This window comes from Amycolatopsis orientalis, from assembly GCF_000943515.2.
Lineage (GTDB): Bacteria > Actinomycetota > Actinomycetes > Mycobacteriales > Pseudonocardiaceae > Amycolatopsis > Amycolatopsis orientalis.
In genome coordinates, this window is record NZ_CP016174.1 from 1,768,892 (window position 1) to 1,785,381 (window position 16,490).

Sequence of the window (16,490 nt, forward strand, 5' to 3'; positions counted from 1 at the left end):
AGGGAGCGACAGTGGCCGAACAGGGTCCAGCCCAGGAGATCGCGCAGGGGTACGTGAGCGAGGGGGCGGCGGTCGAGCTCGGTGCCGTCGTGATCGACGGCAAGGCCGACGCCGGGGCGGCGGTCCGCCTGCCGCTGGCGACGCTGAACCGGCACGGCCTGGTCGCGGGCGCGACAGGTACCGGGAAGACGAAGACCTTGCAGCTGGTCGCCGAGCAGTTGTCGGCCGCCGGGGTGCCGGTGGTGCTGGCGGACGTGAAGGGCGACCTGTCGGGCCTGGCCGCGGAGGGCGAGAGCAACGACAAGATCGCCCGGCGCGCCGAAGAACTCGGTGACCAGTGGGAGCCCGCCGCGTTCCCCGTGCAGTTCCTGTCGCTGGGCACGGGCGGGAAGGGCTCGCCGATCCGGGCGACGATCACGAGTTTCGGCCCGATCCTGCTGTCGAAGGTGCTGGGGCTCAACGAGACCCAGGAGTCGACGCTCGGCCTGATTTTCCACTGGGCCGATCAGCGCGGCCTGGCGCTGCTGGACACGAAAGACCTCCGTTCGGTCATCACGCACCTGACCAGCGACGAGGGCAAAGAGGACTTGAAGGGCATCGGCGGAGTCTCGGCCGCGACGGCCGGGGTGATCCTGCGGGCGCTGTCCAATCTGGAGGCTCAGGGCGGGGAGGACTTCTTCGGCGAGCCTGAGCTGGACGTCCACGACCTGATGCGCCAGGTCGACGGCAAGGCCATGGTGACCTTGCTGGAGCTGGACAACCTCCAGTCGAAGCCCGCGCTGTTCTCGACGTTCCTGATGTGGCTGCTGGCCGAATTGTTCGAGGAGCTGCCCGAGGAAGGCGACCTCGACAAGCCGAAGCTGGTGTTCTTCTTCGACGAGGCACATCTGCTCTTCAACGACGCGTCGAAGGCGTTCCTGGAGCGGATCGAGCAGACCGTGAAGCTGATCCGGTCGAAGGGGGTCGGCGTCTTCTTCTGCACGCAGCTTCCGACGGACATCCCGAACAATGTCCTGTCGCAGCTGGGCGCGCGGATCCAGCACGCGTTGCGCGCCTTCACGCCCGAGGATCAGGCGGCGCTGACGAAGACCGTGAAGACGTACCCGAAGACGAAGCACTACGAGCTGGACTCGGCCCTGACGTCGCTCGGTATCGGCGAAGCGATCGTCACCGTCCTTTCCGAACGCGGTGCGCCGACGCCCGTCGCTTGGACGCGGCTGCGGGCGCCGCGTTCGAAGATGGGGTCCATCGGCGCCGAAGCGATCTCCGCGGCGACGACGTCTTCGGAGCTGCACGCGAAGTACTCCGAGACGATCGACCGCGAGTCGGCGTACGAGAAGCTCGCCGCGAAGGTGGCCGTGCCGCCCGCCGACGAGGCCCCGCCGGAAGCGCCTCCGGCTCCGAAACCGGAGAAGGAAGCGCCGGGAATGGTCGAACAGGCCATGAAGAACCCGGCGGTGAAGTCGTTCCTCCGGTCCGCGGCGAGCGCGCTCGGGCGGGAGATCACGCGAGGGCTGTTCGGGAACCGGAGGCGCTGAGGAATACCTGACGGGTTCTGTCAGGTATCTCCGGCAGGGTGGGCGCCATGACCAACATCGCGACAGCGTCGTTCACCGTGGACGGCTGGGACCCGCAAGCCACCGAGAAGGCTGAGAACACCGAGTTCTCACGGGTGCTGCTGACCAAGACCTTCACCGGCGGGGTCGAGGGCACCAGCGCCGTGGAGATGCTCACGGCGGTGAGCGGGACGTCGAGGGCGTACGTCGCCTTCGAGCGGCTTGCCGTGTCCGTCGACGGCCGCAAGGGCGGCTTCGTCCTGCACCACTCGGCGGGTGAGGACGGCCATCGCCTGATCGTCTTGCCGGGCTCCGGGCACGGCGAACTGTCCGGCATCACCGGCACCGCCACGATCACGCAGGACGACGAGGGCAACCACACCTTCGCCCTCACCTACGAACTCTGAAAGTCCGTGAAGGCCTCCTTCCCTACCCTGAAGGTAGGCAAGGAGGCCTTCACGACAGTGCCGGCTGGGCCGCCCCCTGAAAGCGGTCCAGACGGCCGGGTCAGCCGACGATCTGCTCGACGATCTTCTTCGCGTCGTTGATGGGGATCGCGAAACCGATGCCGATGCTGCCGGTCGAGGCCGGGTTGTACAGCGCCGAGTTGATGCCGATGACGTTTCCCTGCGCGTCCACCAGCGCCCCGCCCGAGTTGCCCTGGTTGATCGGGGCGTCGGTCTGGATCGCGGTGTAGCTCGGCCCGTTCTCGTTCGCGGTCCGGCTGTAGGGCGAACGCCGGCCCTGGCCACCGCTCAACTCGTCGAGCTTGCGGTTCAGCGCGCTCACGATCCCGGTGGTCACGGTGTTCTGCAGCCCGCCGGGAGAACCGATCGCGACGACCTGCTGGCCGGTGACGAGCTTGCTGGAGTCGCCGAGCGACGCGGGGGTCAGCCCGCTCGCGTCCTTCGCCTGCAAGACCGCGATGTCGGCCTTGGTGTCCGCGCCGACCACGCTCGCCTTGTACTGCTTGCCGTTCGAAAGCGTGATGGTGACGTCGCCCTCGGCGTCGGCGACCACGTGGGCGTTGGTGAGGATGCGGCCGTCCGCCGTCAGGATGACGCCGGATCCGACGGCCTCGCCCTGTCCGGTGGTCACGTTCACCTGGACGACGCTCGGGGTCACCTTCGCGGCGACAGCGCTGACGTCACCCGAGGTGGTGTTCCCGACCGGTTGCCCGTTGGCGACCGCGGAGGTACCGGTACCGGACGCGGACGGCGTCGATCCGAGGCCGACGATCGCCGCGCCACCGATCCCGCCGACGAGGGCGGCGCCGAGTGCCGTCGCGCTGACGAGGACGGCGACGCGGCTCGCCTTCTTCCGTGGCGCGGGAGCCGGGGTGAAGAGCGGATTCGGCGCGGCCTGCCAAGGAGTGCTGTATCCGGGGTGCTGTGGCGGCTGGTGCCCACCGGTGGAGGCGGGGCCGGGCCGACTCTCGTTCTCGGTCATGGCACCAGATTCGCGCCCCTACTTGTGAGCCGCCTGTGGAAACCCCCTGCGCTTTCCTGAGAAGAATCCTCAGTCGAAGAACGCCGGAACGTCCAATGCCCCGCCCGAGGCATCGAACTCCTCGTGCACCGCCGCGCGGAGTTCCGCGTCGGCCAGGTAGTCGACGGCGGTCAGCGCCAGGCCCAGCGCACCGTCGACGACCGCGCGATCGCCGTCCGGGGAACCGGCCGCGGCCGCGAACTCCTTGGTGTGCAAGGCGGTCGTCGGTCCGGCGATGGCGATCATCGGGTGGATCGCGGGCATCCGGTAGGAAAGGTTGCCGAGATCGGTCGAGCCGGTGAGGAATTCGGGCACGATCCCCGGCGGCAGCGGTTTGCGGCCCGCGTCGACCTGATGCACCGACCAGCGACCGGCGAGCGTGGTGTTAAACCGGATCGGCAGATACGCGGGCTGGGCGTCCCAGTGCAGTTCGACGCCGCAGCCGGTCATCTCCGCCGCGCCGCGCGCGATCGCCGAAACCCGCTCGGCGAGGTCGCGCAGCGTCTCCGGCCGAGCGGACCGCAGGTAGAACATCAGGGCGGCGCGTTCGGGGACGACGTTCGGCCGCGCGCCACCGTCGGTGAAGACGCCGTGGACACGGTCGCTGGAGGGCAGATGCTGCCGAAGCGCCGCGACGCCCTGGTACGCGGCGACGGCGGCGTCGAGCGCGTTGCGTCCCATGAACGGCTGAGCCGAGGCGTGCGCGCCGACGCCGTGGAACACCATTTCCAGCTGACGCCTGCCGAGGAACGGGTGCATGGCGATGTCGTGGCTGAAGGGGTGCAGCATGAGCACGGCGTCGACGTCGTCGAAGACACCCGCGCGGGCCAGGGTCTCCTTGCCGCCACCGCCTTCCTCCGCCGGCGTGCCGATCAGCGAGACCCGGCCGCCCAGTCGTTCGGCGACCGCCGCCGCGCCGAGGAAACCGCCCGCGCCCGCGGTGCAGATGACGTTGTGCCCGCAGCCGTGGCCGAGTCCGGGAAGGGCGTCGTATTCGGAGAGGACCGCGATATGCGGACCGCTGCCGGGAGTGGTCGCGACCAGGGCGGTGTCCAGGCCGCCCGCGCCGATCGTCACCTCGTGGCCATGGCGGGTGAGCAGCTCGCCGAGCGCGCGAACCGAGCGGTGCTCGGCGAAACCCTCTTCGGGATGAGCGTGCAGGTCCTGGCTCAGCTCCACCAGTTCCGCCGTCAGCGCGCGGATCTCGGCGCCGACGGCGTCCCGCGTGGCGGCGTCCGCGCCGTCATGCGGGGAACCGAGGGGCTCGGCCGCGGCGACGGCGTCGGCGGTCGCTTCGACCAGCGAACGGAGATAGCCGTCGTCGGGGGGAATCGGCGAAGCGTGCTCAGAGCGGATCATGGCCGGATGTTAACCGGTAGCACTCCCGAGACGATCTGCGTGACACCGGAGAACCGCTCCTTCACGCGATCGAATCCGCGCCGGGACAGCTTCGCCGCTATTTCGCCGCGATCGAACATCCGTTGCCCGCTGAGGCTGCCGAGGACGGTGTCCGCCAGCCGCATCGGCTGGTCGTTGTGCCGGGCGCTGGTCAGCAACACCAGCGCGCCACCGGGTTTCAGCACGCGGGTGAACGAGTCCAGTGCCGCGTCCGGGTCGGCGAACATGTGCAACGCGGCGAAGCAGCAGACAGCGTCCACAGTGGAATCCGCGAGGGGCAGATCGACGGCGTCGGCACGCAGATAGGCCACCGAAGCCGGATTGGGCGCGGCGAGTGCCTTCTCCAGCATGGTGACCGAACCGTCGAGCCCGATCGAAAGCCCGTCCGGGCCGACCGCTTCGCCGAACGCGCGGGTGAACCGGCCGGTGCCGCAGGCGACGTCCAGCGCGACCTTGCCGGGGCTCAGGCCGAGCGCTTCGATCGCGATGCGGACCTCGCCCGCCATGCTCGGGCCGGTCAGTCCTTTCGCGACCCTGCCCAGCGCCGGACGCCAATACCGCTCGTAGATCATCGGGACGGCGGACGTGCGCATCAGCCGTTGCGCGAGTCCGGTCGGCGGTCCCGCTTGAGGGATTTCGCCCAGCAGATCGAGAAAACCGTCCCGTCCTCCGGTGGGTGTGGTGCCCGGCTGCAGCAGGCTCAAGAGACGTTCGCGTTGGTCAGGCATGGCTGCTCCCTTCACGTCCTCAGCCGAGAATCTGCCATGACCGGCCCGTTCGCGACATCCCCGGCGCCGCGGCCCGAAACTGTCGGTGGCCGTCTCTAACGTCGGAGGGAGTCGCCGTTCCCAGCCGAAGGAGCCCGAAATGACCGGCTCGACCCTGCAGCAGACGACCACGCTCCGCATCCCGGTGCGCGGCCCGTTCGACCTCGAAAAGTCCATCCGGTTCCTGACCGATTTCCGGCCGGCGTGCCGCGCCGACGCCGCCGCCGAACCCGGCACCCTGCGCCTCGCCTTCCCGGTGGAAGCGGGCTGGGAACACGTCGGCGCGGCCGTCAGACAGAGATCACCCGGCTCGATCGAAGTGGAGGTCTTCGCCGAAGAAGCGCTCGCCGTCGAGGTCGGCGCCCAGGTGCGGCGGATCCTCTCGGTGGACGTCGACGGCGTCGGATTCGCCAAGATCGGCGCCACGGATCCCGTGGTGGGCCGCCTTCAGCGGAAGTTCCCCGGGCTGCGGCCCGTCCTGTTCCACTCGCCCTACGAAGCGGCCTGCTGGGCGATCCTGAGCCACCGGACCCGGATGCCGAACGCGGCCGCGGTGAAACGGCGGCTCGCGGAGGAACTCGGCAGGCCGGTGGACGTCGGCGGGCGGATCCTCCGGTCGTTCCCGGCGCCGGACGTCCTCGCCGGGGTGGAAGCCGGGCCGGGCCTGACGGAGGCGAAGGCCGAGCGGCTGCGCGCGGTGGCCAACGCCGCCAAGGACGGTCTGCTCGACGCCACGTACCTGCGCGCCATGCCGGTGCCGGAGGCCTTGCGCCGGCTGCAGCGACTGCCGGGGATCGGCCCGTTCTCGGCGCAGCTGATCCTCATCAGGGGAGCCGGGCATCCGGACGTCTTCCCCGGAGACGAGCCGCGGGTGCAGGAGGCCATCCGGACCGCGTACGACCTGCCGCGGGCGGAGACCGAGGAGCTGGAAGAACTCTCCATGGCGTGGCGGCCGTTCCGCAGCTGGGTCGCCTTCGCGCTGCGCAACGACCGGGAGTTTCGCATGCGCGAGATCGGGGGTTCGATGACCGCCTGACACGGGACATATCCGGCTTGTGGTGAGCTGATGAGGTGAGCTCGTCTCCCGCCGAAACGGTTTCCGACATCGCCCAGTCCACCCCGCCCGGCACGATCACCCTGGTCACCGGTGGTCTCGCGCTGCTCGTGGTGCTGTCGGGCAGGCCTTGGCGGATCGCCCGCAACCTGATCACGCTCGTCCACGAGGCGGGCCACGCGCTCGCGGCGGTGCTGGTCGGCAGGCGGCTGCAGGGCATCAAGCTGCATTCGGACACCTCCGGCGTCACCGTCTCCCGGGGCAAACCCGAGGGGCCGGGGATGGCGTTCACCGCGCTGGCCGGGTACCCGGCGGCCGCGGTACTCGGACTGGTGTTCGCCGGGCTGCTGTCGTCGGATCTGATCACCGTCGTGCTGATCGTGATGGCCCTGATGCTGCTGGGTGTGCTGGTGATGGTGCGCAACACCTACGGCGTGTTCGCGGTGGTCATCAGCTCGGTGGTGCTCGGCCTGGTCGCGCTGGTGGCGCCGTCGTGGTTCCAGGCGATCTTCGTCTACCTGCTGACCTGGTTCCTGCTGTTCGGCGGTGTCCGGCCGGTGGTCGAGCTGCAGATCAAGCGCCGCCGGGGCTCGGCGAGGGATTCCGACGCCGATCAGCTCGGCAGGCTCACCGGGATGCCCGCGGTGCTGTGGGTGCTGGTGATGGCCGTGCTGACGGTGAGCTGCCTCTTCGCGGGCGGGTTGTGGCTGCTGGAGCCGACCGTCGCCTGACCGGGGCGGTACGGCAGACTGGTGGCTCGTTCCGCGCGGAAGGAGTCACCAGATGGACGAGGTCGCCAAGGCCGTCGAGGAATGCGCTCGATCGGCGAAACGGGCCGCGCCGTCGCTGGCCGCCGCGTCCGCCGAGGCGATCGACGCCGCGCTGAACGCCATGGCGGGCAAGCTGGTCGAGCACGCCGAAGCGGTACTGGAGGCGAACCAGGCCGACATCGCCAAGGCGCGCGAGGACGGGATGAGCGCGGGTCTGCTCGACAGGCTCACCATCACCCCCGAGCGGCTGACCGGCATGGCCGAACAGCTCCGCCTCCTGGCGGGTGCGCCGCACCAGGAGCGGTGCGTCGACGTGTCCACTTTGGACGGCGGGCTGAAACTGGTGGAACGGCGCCGTCCGGTCGGTGTGATCGGCGCGAACTACGAGGCGCGCCCGAACGTCACGGTGGACGTCGCCTCGCAGCTGGTGAAGTCGCGTAACGGCGGCGTTCTCCGCACGGGCTCCGCCGCGCTCGGCTCGGCCCAGCGCCTGCGGGAGACCGTGATCGCCCCCGCGCTCGTCGAAGCGGGTATCGACCCGGACGTCATCCAGCTCGTGCCGCGCGCGGAGCGCGAAGCGGCTTCCGCGCTGGTGCGTTTCCCCGCGCTCGTGCCGCTGGTGATCCTGCGAGGCAGCGGTGACAGCACCCGCGCGCTGGCCACCGAGGCGGCCGTCCACGGCGTCCGCACACTGGCCCACGCCGATGGCGGGGGCGTGCTGTACGTCGACGAAGCGGCCGACACCGACAAGGTGCGCGACCTGGTCTTCAACAGCCTCGACAGGCTCGGTGTCTGCAACCGGCTGAACCTGCTGCTGATCCACGAGGGTGCCCACGACCGCGTCTGGCCCGCCATCTCCGGCGCGCTGGCCGAACGGGGCGTCACGCCGTCGCTCGCCCCGCACGAGCACGCCATCGGCTACGAATGGGCCCTCGACTCCGACCGCGAGGCGACCGTCACCGTGGCCAAGGTCGAGGACCTGCCCGAAGCGGCGGAGATCGCCAACGAGCGGACTTCGGGACTGGCCGCCGGCATCGCCACCGAAAGTCGCGAAGCCGCCGACGCGTTCTTCGACGCCTACACCGGCACCGGCGTCTTCTGGAACGCTCCGACCCGGCTGCTCGACGGCTTCAAGCTCCTGGCCGTCCCCGAAACCGGCATCAACCTGGACAAGGTCCCCGGCCCGCGCGGCCCGGTCACCTACACCGACCTCTACGTGCGGCAATACGCCGTGCTTCCCGCCTGACCTCCGCATTCAGAGGACTAACGCGAGGGCCGGCGCGAGGGCGTCAGCGCCGTCGGCGTCGCTTGGGGCGCGGCCGAGGCGGTGACGAGTCCGCCGTGGCGTCCTCGACGCTCTCGGGCTCGGGCGTGGCCGAGGCGTCCGGAGCGGGAGGGATGCCGGGCACCAGTCCCAGCATCTCCGCGGCGAGCTGCTGCGAGGAGGCGAACATGCCGGAAGGTCGCTCCCGCGCTCGCCGCAGGGACGAAGGCCGCAGCCGGTTGTAGCCCCGCACCGACACCGGTCGCCGGGCCCGCACCTCGTACTCCTCGACCCCCGAAAGCTCGGTGGCCAGCTCCTTGTCGATCAGGATGGTGCCCGGCCGCGCGGTCGAGGTGAGGCGGGCGGCGAGGTTCACGACCGAGCCGTAGACGTCGCCGAACCGGCTGAGGATCCGGCCCGACGCCATGCCGGCCCGCACACCGGGCAGGGTCTCGTCGGCCTCGGCGCGTTCGGACAGCGTCAGGGCGATCTCGGCGCCGTCGAAGGCGGAATCGGCGACGAACAGCACCTCGTCACCGATCATCTTCACGATCCGGCCGTGGTGTTCGGCGACCACCTCGGTGGCGACGGATTCGAACCGGTCGAGGACGGCGCTCAGCTCGTCTTCGCCGATTTGCCTGGTCAGCCGGGTGTAGCCGACCATGTCGACGAAACCGACGACCTCGGTCCTGGCTTCGAGGTCTTCGTCGGGGAAGGCGAACGCCCGTCCCGCGTAGGCCGCGAGGTGCCGCCGCCAGACGAAGTTCTGCACCTTTTCCAGCTCGGGCAGCAGCCTGTCGACGAGCCGCGCGATCTGACGTTCGCTGGTGCCGATGTCCTTGTTCTCGGTGATCATCGACCACAGCATGTGGACTTGCCACTCCGCGAGCCGCGAAAGGTGCTGGCCCAGCGCGCGCGTCACCGCCAGCTCGATGCCGGGCTCGATCAGGCCCGAGTTCATCAGCTGGTCGGCGGTGCGGATCGCCTCGATGTCCGCGTCGGTGAAGACGACCTCGTCGTCATCGACGGTCGCGAAGCCCAGCGCGCGCCAAAGCCGCCGAGAACGCTCTTCGGGAACGCCCGCCTTCTCGGCGACTTCGAGCCGGGTGTACTTGCGTCGGCCGCCGAGCAGGATCCGTTCGAGACGCTGCTGAAGCGCGTCGGGCTCGCCGGAATCGGTCATTAGGTGGTGTGGACGATGAGCACGTCCACACCCGACTTCCGGGCGACCTCGGACGGCACGGAACCCAGGATGCGGCCCGCGAGCGTGTTCAGCCCGCGGTTGCCGACCACCAGCAGGTCCGCGGAGCGGTCGGAGACGACCTTGCGCAGCGCGTCGACGGGGTCGCCGACGACAGCGGCGGTATCGATGGCCTTCGCGCCGGCCTTGGCGGCCCGGTCGCGGGCGGAGAGCAGGGTGTCCTCGGCCGGTGCCGAGCCCACGACCTGGTAGGCCTCGTCACCGAGGACGTCCTGCGCCTTCTCCACGTCACCCTTGTTGGCGGGGTAGTAGGCGCACACGATGACCAAGGTCGCTCCGGAGTCCCCGGCGACGCTCGCCGCCCGGTCGACCGCGGCGAACGAGGAATCCGATCCGTCCGTGCCCACGACCACGGTCCGATATGCAGCCATCCGCAACCTCCACCGATCTGTCTGCCGCACCTGCGTGCGAGCAGCGACGATAACCGCTCGGCGACCGGCCCGCAGGCCGTCGTGAGCACGGTCGGGTGAGAAGGTTACTCGCCAGTCGGTTTCTGCGCTGCCGCAGGTCGAGGTGAAGGCTTCGCGCCGGACGTGGCCTTCGGCACATCGGCCGTCCGCAGCTGCACGGTGGCCTCGGAGTCGGGGGACGGCTTCGCTTTCAGATCCGCCGGGATATGCGGTTCGTCGCCGAGCACGTGCGTCGCCTCGGCGAGCGCGGTCCGCGCGGTGCGGACCTGCTCGGCCAGGCTGGAGCGCACCTTGCGGAGAGCTTCGACCCGTTCGGTGGCCTGGGTGATCCGCCGGTTGGACTCCTCGGTGGCCTGCCGGACGCGGCGGCGGGCCTCGTCGGCCGCTTCGGCGAGCCGCGCGTTGGCCTCGGTGATCGAGTCCTGCTTGCGCTTGTTGGCGTCGGCGACGGACTCGCGCTGGCGACGTTCGATGTCGGCCTTCGCTGCCGTCTCCTCTTCGAGCACCTTCGCTCGGATGGCGGCGGCGTCCTCGGTGGCCTCGCGGACGCGGCGGGCGGCCTCGGCCTTGCTCGCGGCCTCCTGCTCGGCCAGCGCGTGCATGGCTTCGGTACGCCGCGACGCCATCGCGATCTCGAAGTCCTCTTCGACCTGGGTGCGGCGCTGCTGCGACTCGGCGTCGAGCTTGTCACGCTCGGCCTTCGCCTTGTCGGTGATCTCCTTGGCCTCGGCGCGGGCCTTCTCGAGCACGCCGCGGTGCTCGGCCTCCATCTCCTTGCGGCGGAGATCGAGCTCGTTGAGCAGCTGCTCGTAGCGGGCGCGCATGGCGCTCGCGTCGGTCTCCGCCTTCGCGCGGATGTGGCCGGCTTCGGCCTCGGCACGCGCCTTGGTGTCGGCGGCCTCGTCCTGCGCGAGCCGCAGCATGCGCTGCAGGCGCTCGGAAAGACCTTCGACACTCGTCGGCGGCTGGGCCAGCCTGTCGACCTGGCCGCGCAGGTCCGCGATCTCGCCGCGCGCGATCTCCAGCTGCCGTGCCAGGTCACCCGCCTGTGCGATGGCGGCATCGCGATCGGCGGTGAGCATCTTCAGATCGGCGTCCAGCCGCTCGAGATGTTCGTCGACCTGTGCACGGCTGTAACCGCGCTTCGCCACGTCGAAGCCGGCTCCCAGCGGCACTAGCTCCCGTTCCTCGCCAAGGCTCATCCTTCTACCGTAGTCGAGCTGGAGTCACGGAAGGGTGAGCACCCACTCCAACGCGGCGAAAGTGCGTTCTGGCGCGCTAAACGTTCCTGAACGCGTTGATCCCGTCGAGGTGCTTCTCGCGCAATTCGTGGTTGCGGACGCCCAAACCTTCTTCCGGCGCAAGGGCGAGCACGCCGACCTTGCCCTGATGGGCGTTGCGGTGCACGTCCAGCGCGGCCTGGCCGGTCTCTTCGAGCGAGTACGTCTTCGACAGCGTCGGGTGGATCAGACCTTTCGCGATCAGCCGGTTCGCCTCCCACGATTCGCGGTAGTTGGCGAAGTGGCTGCCGATGATCCGCTTCAGGTTCATCCACAAATAGCGGTTGTCGTACTGGTGCATGTAGCCCGACGTCGACGCGCACGTGACGATCGTGCCGCCCTTGCGCGCGGCGTAGACCGACGCGCCGAAGGTCTCCCGGCCCGGGTGCTCGAAGACGATGTCCGGGTCCTCGCCGCCGGTCAGCTCGCGGATCTTCTTGCCGAACCGCTGCCACTCCTTCGGGTCCTGGTTGTGCTCGTCCTTCCAGAACTTGTAGCCCTCGGCGTTGCGGTCGATGATCAGCTCCGCGCCCAGCTTGCGGCAGATCTCCGCCTTCTCCGGGCTGGAGACCACGCACACCGGGATCGCGCCGCCGTTGAGCGCGTACTGCGTCGCGTAGGAACCGAGGCCGCCCGAGGCGCCCCAGATCAGCACGACGTCGCCCTGCTTCATGTCGGCGCCGTTGCGCGAGACGAGCTGGCGGTAGGCCGTGGAGTTCACCAGACCGGGGGAGGCGGCCTCCTCCCAGGTGAGGTGGCCCGGCTTCGGCATCAGCTGGTTCGCCTTGACCAGCGCGATCTCGGCGAGCCCGCCGAAGTTCGTCTCGAAGCCCCAGATCCGCTGCTCGGTGTCGAGCATCGTGTCGTTGTGCCCGTCCGGGCCTTCGAGTTCCACGTTGAGGCAGTGCGCGACGACCTCGTCGCCCGGCTTCCAGTTGTGCACACCGGGTCCGGTGCGCAGCACGACGCCGGACAGGTCCGAGCCGACGACGTGATAGGGCAGGTCATGGCGCTTCGACAACGGCGAAAGCCGTCCGTAGCGCTCCAGGAACTTGAAGGTCGAAACCGGCTCGAAGATCGAGGTCCAGACGGTGTTGTAGTTGATCGCGCTCGCCATGACCGCGACCAGCGCCTCGCCGGGGCCGAGTTCCGGCGTCGGGACCTCGTCCACGTGCAGCGACTTGCGCGGATCCTTGTCGCGGCTTTCGAGGCCCTGGAACATGTCGGCCTCGTCCTTGTGGACGGTCACGCCTCGGTAGGTCTCCGGCACGTCGAGCGACGCCACGGCGCCGAGGTCATCGTTCAGAATGGCCTGCTGGATCTCGCCGAGCTGCGACATCGGTACCTCCGCGAAAAGGGGGACGGCGTTAGCGGCACAAATTACTCACCGGTAACCAAGTCCACAACTGTACGAGACGTGGAGCACGTCCACATCCCGAAGTGTTATCGACCGCTCTTGACCGGCCGGCCAACCAAGCGGACCATCGACCTTGGAGATCTCTCCGACCTGCAGGTTTCGTCGATTCTCGGAGGTGAGCACGCATGAATGAACCCACGACGCGCCCCTGGACCCGTCCCCATGACTGGGCGGAGGTGGTCATCGGTGTCGTCGTCGCGCTTTCACCCCTCTGGATGACCACGGACAACACCGCCATGTGGACGCTCGTCGTCCTCGGCGCGCTGGTCGCCCTCGACGGCCTCGCGTCGCTCGCGATGCCTGGCATGGTCTACGGCGAAGGCATCCAGATCGTGCTGGGCGCGCTGCTGTTCATTTCGCCATGGGTGATGGGCTACTCCGACCTCATGGGCGCGTCCTGGACCGCCTGGATCGGTGGCGTCCTGACCGTGGTGGCCGGGGCGGCGGCGATGCCGATCGCCCAGGCGACGCACAAGACGGCGGGACAGCACTGACCCAGGAGGAGACGGCGTGAAAGAGGATTCGGCGAAACAGCGCATCCTGCGAGCCGCGGAGGCGCTTTTCGCCGAATCCGGTTTCGACGCGACCCCCACGTCGCGGATCGCGGAACGGGCCGGTGTGCCCAAAGGGCTGGTGCACTACTACTTCCGGCGCAAGTCGGATCTACTGGCCGCCCTGGTCGCGGAACTGCCCGACGCCCGGATCGAACCGGCCGTCGTGGTCGTCCCCGGCGACCTCGCGGGCAGCCTCCGCGGCCTCGTCAGGGAACTCGACAGGCGGTTCAACCGCTCCTTGGCGCTGTCACACCTGTTGTGGCGCGAGGCTGACACCCATCGCGCGGTCCGCGACGCGCTGGCCGAACGGTTCCAGCAACTGGTCCGCCAGGTGAAGGCGGTGATCGTCGCCGCGACCGGCGGCGAACTCCCGGTCGCCGACATCGACTCGGCGTCGGGGCTGCTCGCGAGGGCGGTCAGTCACCGGCACGCGACGGCACGGCACAGCGAGGACGGGGACCCCGCCGAGATCGATCGCGAGGTCCTCTTCATCGCCGAGGCGCTGACGCGCGGTCAGTGACCGCCGTCGGCCGGTTCGACCAGCTCCACCAGCACCCCACCGGCGTCCTTGGGGTGGACGAAGTTCACCCGGCTGTTGGAGGTGCCGCGTTTGGCCTCGGCGTAGAGCAGCCGGAGTCCCTGAGCGCGCAGCGCCGCCGCGGCGGCGTCCACATCGGACACTCGATAGGCCAGCTGCTGCAGGCCGGGGCCGCTCTTCGCGAGGAACTTGCCGATCGCCGAGTCCTCGCGCAGCGGGGCGAGGAGCTGGATGGCGGTCTCGGTCCCGGCGGTGCCCGGCGCGCGCAGCATCGCCTCGCGGACGCCCTGCTCCTCGTTGACCTCCTCGTGCGCCACCTCCAGGCCGAAATGCTCGGTGTGGAAGGCGATCGCCGCGTCGAGGTCGGGTACCGCGATGCCCACGTGGTCGATGGCGGTCACGAACGGTTTCAGCGCCTGGTTCATGCAGAGCAGGATAGAGGCGCGGGCGGGCGGACCGGCGTGCGCCGCCTCACACTGGCTCCATCAAGAAGGCCGTGACGCGGGTATGGTCTCGAAGACCGCCTATTGCCCTTGCGCCGATGCTTGGAGGACGCCGTGTCCGGTTCCGTGATCCTGGGTGCCGCCCGTACACCGATCGGGCGATTGCTCGGTTCCTTGAAGGATTTCTCGGGTGCGCAACTGGGCGGATTCGCGATCAAGGCGGCACTCGAACAGGCCGGTGTCTCGCCGGACGCCGTCCAGTACACGATCATGGGCCAGGTGCTCACCGCGGGCGCGGGCCAGATCCCGGCCCGTCAGGCCGCGGTCGCCGGCGGTATCCCGATGACCGTCCCGGCGCTGACCATCAACAAGGTCTGCCTCTCCGGTCTCGACGCCATCGCGCTCGCCGACCAGCTCATCCGCGCGGGCGAGTTCGACCTGATCGTCGCGGGCGGACAGGAATCGATGACCCAGGCGCCGCATCTGCTGCCGAAGTCCCGCGCGGGCTTCAAATACGGCGACACCACGCTGGTCGACCACATGGCCTACGACGGCCTGTTCTGCGCCTTCGACCAGGTCGCGATGGGCGCGTCGACGGAGAAGTACAACAGCCGCTACGGAATCACCCGTGAGCAGCAGGACGAGTTCTCCGCGCGCTCGCACCAGCGTGCCGCCGCCGCCATCGAGGCCGGCCGCTTCGACGCCGAGATCGCGCCGGTGTCGATCCCGCAGCGCAAGGGCGACCCGGTCGTCTTCTCCAAGGACGAAGGCGTCCGCGCCGACACCACCGTGGAAAGCCTCGCGAAGCTGCGCCCGGCGTTCGCCTCCGACGGCACCATCACCGCGGGTTCGGCGTCGCAGATCTCCGACGGCGCCGCCGCGGTCGTCGTGGCCAGCAAGGCCAAGGCCGAGGAACTGGGCCTGACCGCGCTCGCCGAGATCGGCGCGCACGGCGTGGTCTCCGGCCCGGACGCCAGCCTCCACGAGCAGCCGTCGAACGCGATCCTGGCCGCGCTGGCCAAGGGGAAGCTGACCGCGGACGCGCTCGACCTGATCGAGATCAACGAGGCGTTCGCCGCCGTCGGCCTGGTGTCGGCCGACAAGCTCGGCGTCGACGTGAACAGGGTCAACGTCGACGGCGGTGCCATCGCGCTCGGGCACCCGATCGGCGCTTCCGGCGCGCGGCTGGCCGTGCACCTGATCCACGAACTCCGCCGTCGTGGCGGTGGCCTCGGTGCCGCCGCGCTCTGCGGTGGCGGCGGCCAGGGTGACGCGCTCCTGCTCCGCGTCCCGTAAGCCTTTGCCGGTACAGCTGGATATCGACGAACTGGTCGGTCGCGCGCGGGACGGCGTCCCCCGCGCGATCGCCCGGTTGCTGTCGCTGGTCGAGGACGCCCATCCACAGTTGCCCGAGGTCGCGGCCAAGTTGTCTCCGCATACGGGCAACGCGCGTGTCATCGGCCTGACCGGTCCACCCGGTGTCGGCAAGTCGACATCGACGTCCGCGCTGCTCACGGCTTTGCGGGCGCAGGGCCTGCGGGTCGGGGTGCTGGCGATCGACCCGTCGTCGCCGTTCTCCGGCGGGGCGCTGCTCGGCGACCGGATCCGGATGACCGAACACGCCACCGATCCCGGCGTGTTCATCCGGTCGATGGCCACCCGCGGGCATCTCGGCGGACTGTCGTGGGCGACCCCGCAGGCGGTCCGCGTGCTCGACGCGGCCGGTTTCGACGTCGTGCTGATCGAGACCGTCGGCGTCGGCCAGTCCGAAGTGGACGTCGTGAAACTGGCCGACACCACGCTGGTCCTGCTCGCGCCCGGGATGGGCGACGGTATCCAGGCCGCGAAGGCCGGGGTGCTGGAGATCGCGGACGTGTTCGTGGTCAACAAGGCCGACCGCGAGGGCGCCGACGCGACCGTGCACGACCTCAAGCAGATGATCTCGTTGGTGCGCCGGGAGATCCGCGGCCCGAGCTGGCGTCAGCCGATCGTGCGAACGGTGGCCTCACGCGGTGAAGGCGTCGACGACGTCGTCCGCGCGCTGGCGGACCACCACGATTGGCTGGTCCAGCGGGAAGAACTGCCCCGGCGGCGCGCGGCGCGGGCGCGGGACGAGGTCGAGGCGATCGCCGTCCAGCGGCTGCGCGCGGAGATCGTCGACCTGCGCTCCGGCGACCGGCTCGCCGAACTTGCCGAACGCGTCGTCGCGCGGAAGATCGATCCGTTCGCGGCGGCCGACGAACTGATAGCCGAACTCCGCTCGTGAGTGGTGATGACGGTTCTAACCGTC

17 protein-coding genes are annotated in these 16,490 nt (G+C 69.6%); 9 read left to right on the plus strand and 8 right to left on the minus strand.

Features of this window, described 5'->3' with window-relative positions; genetic code table 11:
• Nucleotides 1-11 precede the first annotated feature (11 nt).
• On the plus strand, nt 12-1,538 hold the full coding sequence (locus tag SD37_RS08515) for a helicase HerA-like domain-containing protein (protein ID WP_044852585.1): 1,527 nt from the start codon (nt 12-14) through the stop codon (nt 1,536-1,538).
• Nucleotides 1,539-1,585: 47 nt separating this feature from the next.
• On the plus strand, nt 1,586-1,963 hold the full coding sequence (locus tag SD37_RS08520) for a DUF3224 domain-containing protein (RefSeq protein ID WP_044852586.1): 378 nt from the start codon (nt 1,586-1,588) through the stop codon (nt 1,961-1,963).
• Between the two features lie 100 nt (nt 1,964-2,063).
• Here SD37_RS08520 and SD37_RS08525 read toward each other — a convergent pair whose 3' ends face one another.
• The 3 genes from SD37_RS08525 to SD37_RS08535 all read right to left on the minus strand — a co-directional run bounded on the left by SD37_RS08525 (nt 2,064) and on the right by SD37_RS08535 (nt 5,170).
• A complete protein-coding gene (locus tag SD37_RS08525; RefSeq protein ID WP_044852587.1) occupies nt 2,064-3,005 on the minus strand; it encodes a S1C family serine protease in 942 nt (313 codons plus the stop codon).
• 69 nt (nt 3,006-3,074) lie between these two features.
• Nucleotides 3,075-4,403, minus strand: coding sequence for a M20 family metallopeptidase (locus tag SD37_RS08530; protein ID WP_044852588.1), 1,329 nt, complete (start codon nt 4,401-4,403; stop codon nt 3,075-3,077).
• The gene (locus tag SD37_RS08535) at nt 4,400-5,170 is read right to left on the minus strand and encodes a class I SAM-dependent methyltransferase (RefSeq protein WP_044852589.1); all 771 of its coding nucleotides are present in this window, start codon (nt 5,168-5,170) and stop codon (nt 4,400-4,402) included. The genes SD37_RS08530 and SD37_RS08535 overlap by 4 nt, the downstream gene beginning before the upstream one ends.
• Nucleotides 5,171-5,309: 139 nt before the next feature.
• On the opposite strand from SD37_RS08535, the gene SD37_RS08540 reads away from it, so the two are divergent.
• From SD37_RS08540 to SD37_RS08550, 3 genes are read left to right on the plus strand one after another with little or no spacing between them, the layout of a single operon-like run.
• On the plus strand, nt 5,310-6,245 hold the full coding sequence (locus SD37_RS08540; protein WP_044852590.1) for a DNA-3-methyladenine glycosylase family protein: 936 nt from the start codon (nt 5,310-5,312) through the stop codon (nt 6,243-6,245).
• A 35-nt stretch (nt 6,246-6,280) separates the two neighbouring features.
• Entirely contained in the window at nt 6,281-6,994 is a 714-nt protein-coding gene (locus SD37_RS08545) for a M50 family metallopeptidase (protein WP_044852591.1), read from the plus strand.
• 52 nt (nt 6,995-7,046) lie between these two features.
• Entirely contained in the window at nt 7,047-8,279 is a 1,233-nt protein-coding gene (locus tag SD37_RS08550) for an aldehyde dehydrogenase family protein (protein ID WP_044852592.1), read from the plus strand.
• A 43-nt stretch (nt 8,280-8,322) separates the two neighbouring features.
• Here the strand turns inward: SD37_RS08550 and SD37_RS08555 are convergent, their stop codons facing one another.
• From SD37_RS08555 to ccrA, 4 genes are all read right to left on the minus strand, one after another.
• The gene (locus tag SD37_RS08555) at nt 8,323-9,480 is read right to left on the minus strand and encodes an adenylate/guanylate cyclase domain-containing protein (RefSeq protein WP_044852593.1); all 1,158 of its coding nucleotides are present in this window, start codon (nt 9,478-9,480) and stop codon (nt 8,323-8,325) included.
• Nucleotides 9,480-9,929: a universal stress protein gene (locus SD37_RS08560; RefSeq protein ID WP_037304609.1), complete on the minus strand. Its 450-nt coding sequence runs from the start codon at nt 9,927-9,929 to the stop codon at nt 9,480-9,482. The genes SD37_RS08555 and SD37_RS08560 overlap by 1 nt, the downstream gene beginning before the upstream one ends.
• 104 nt (nt 9,930-10,033) lie before the next feature.
• A complete protein-coding gene (locus SD37_RS08565) occupies nt 10,034-11,170 on the minus strand; it encodes a coiled-coil domain-containing protein (RefSeq protein WP_418189805.1) in 1,137 nt (378 codons plus the stop codon).
• 76 nt (nt 11,171-11,246) lie between these two features.
• Nucleotides 11,247-12,587, minus strand: coding sequence for a crotonyl-CoA carboxylase/reductase (ccrA, locus tag SD37_RS08570; protein WP_037304616.1), 1,341 nt, complete (start codon nt 12,585-12,587; stop codon nt 11,247-11,249).
• Between the two features lie 203 nt (nt 12,588-12,790).
• Here ccrA and SD37_RS08575 point away from each other — a divergent pair, with 203 nt between their 5' ends.
• Nucleotides 12,791-13,159, plus strand: coding sequence for an SPW repeat protein (locus SD37_RS08575; RefSeq protein ID WP_044852595.1), 369 nt, complete (start codon nt 12,791-12,793; stop codon nt 13,157-13,159).
• A 16-nt stretch (nt 13,160-13,175) separates the two neighbouring features.
• Nucleotides 13,176-13,739 carry a TetR/AcrR family transcriptional regulator gene (locus SD37_RS08580; protein ID WP_044852596.1) on the plus strand — a complete coding sequence of 188 codons (564 nt, stop codon included), beginning with the start codon at nt 13,176-13,178 and terminating at the stop codon, nt 13,737-13,739.
• On the opposite strand, the gene mce is transcribed toward SD37_RS08580, so the two are convergent.
• On the minus strand, nt 13,733-14,182 hold the full coding sequence (mce, locus tag SD37_RS08585) for a methylmalonyl-CoA epimerase (RefSeq protein WP_044852597.1): 450 nt from the start codon (nt 14,180-14,182) through the stop codon (nt 13,733-13,735). The genes SD37_RS08580 and mce overlap by 7 nt on opposite strands.
• Before the next feature lie 132 nt (nt 14,183-14,314).
• On the opposite strand from mce, the gene SD37_RS08590 reads away from it, so the two are divergent.
• Both SD37_RS08590 and meaB read left to right on the plus strand, forming a co-directional pair.
• Nucleotides 14,315-15,496 (plus strand): acetyl-CoA C-acetyltransferase, encoded by a 1,182-nt coding sequence (locus tag SD37_RS08590; protein WP_044852598.1) that lies wholly within the window; start codon nt 14,315-14,317, stop codon nt 15,494-15,496.
• Nucleotides 15,497-15,500: 4 nt separating this feature from the next.
• The gene (gene meaB, locus SD37_RS08595) at nt 15,501-16,466 is read left to right on the plus strand and encodes a methylmalonyl Co-A mutase-associated GTPase MeaB (protein ID WP_044852599.1); all 966 of its coding nucleotides are present in this window, start codon (nt 15,501-15,503) and stop codon (nt 16,464-16,466) included.
• Nucleotides 16,467-16,490: the final 24 nt, after the last annotated feature.

Excerpts from the sequence above, each read along its gene's own strand:
- SD37_RS08520 (WP_044852586.1), top strand. The coding sequence starts at position 1,586 with ATGACCAACATCGCGACAGCGTCGTTCACCGTGGACGGCTGGGACCCG.
- SD37_RS08525 (WP_044852587.1), bottom strand. The coding sequence starts at position 3,005 with ATGACCGAGAACGAGAGTCGGCCCGGCCCCGCCTCCACCGGTGGGCAC.
- SD37_RS08530 (WP_044852588.1), bottom strand. The coding sequence starts at position 4,403 with ATGATCCGCTCTGAGCACGCTTCGCCGATTCCCCCCGACGACGGCTAT.
- SD37_RS08535 (WP_044852589.1), bottom strand. The coding sequence starts at position 5,170 with ATGCCTGACCAACGCGAACGTCTCTTGAGCCTGCTGCAGCCGGGCACC.
- SD37_RS08540 (WP_044852590.1), top strand. The coding sequence starts at position 5,310 with ATGACCGGCTCGACCCTGCAGCAGACGACCACGCTCCGCATCCCGGTG.
- SD37_RS08550 (WP_044852592.1), top strand. The coding sequence starts at position 7,047 with ATGGACGAGGTCGCCAAGGCCGTCGAGGAATGCGCTCGATCGGCGAAA.
- SD37_RS08555 (WP_044852593.1), bottom strand. The coding sequence starts at position 9,480 with ATGACCGATTCCGGCGAGCCCGACGCGCTTCAGCAGCGTCTCGAACGG.
- SD37_RS08560 (WP_037304609.1), bottom strand. The coding sequence starts at position 9,929 with ATGGCTGCATATCGGACCGTGGTCGTGGGCACGGACGGATCGGATTCC.
- SD37_RS08565 (WP_418189805.1), bottom strand. The coding sequence starts at position 11,170 with ATGAGCCTTGGCGAGGAACGGGAGCTAGTGCCGCTGGGAGCCGGCTTC.
- ccrA (WP_037304616.1), bottom strand. The coding sequence starts at position 12,587 with ATGTCGCAGCTCGGCGAGATCCAGCAGGCCATTCTGAACGATGACCTC.
- SD37_RS08575 (WP_044852595.1), top strand. The coding sequence starts at position 12,791 with ATGAATGAACCCACGACGCGCCCCTGGACCCGTCCCCATGACTGGGCG.
- mce (WP_044852597.1), bottom strand. The coding sequence starts at position 14,182 with ATGAACCAGGCGCTGAAACCGTTCGTGACCGCCATCGACCACGTGGGC.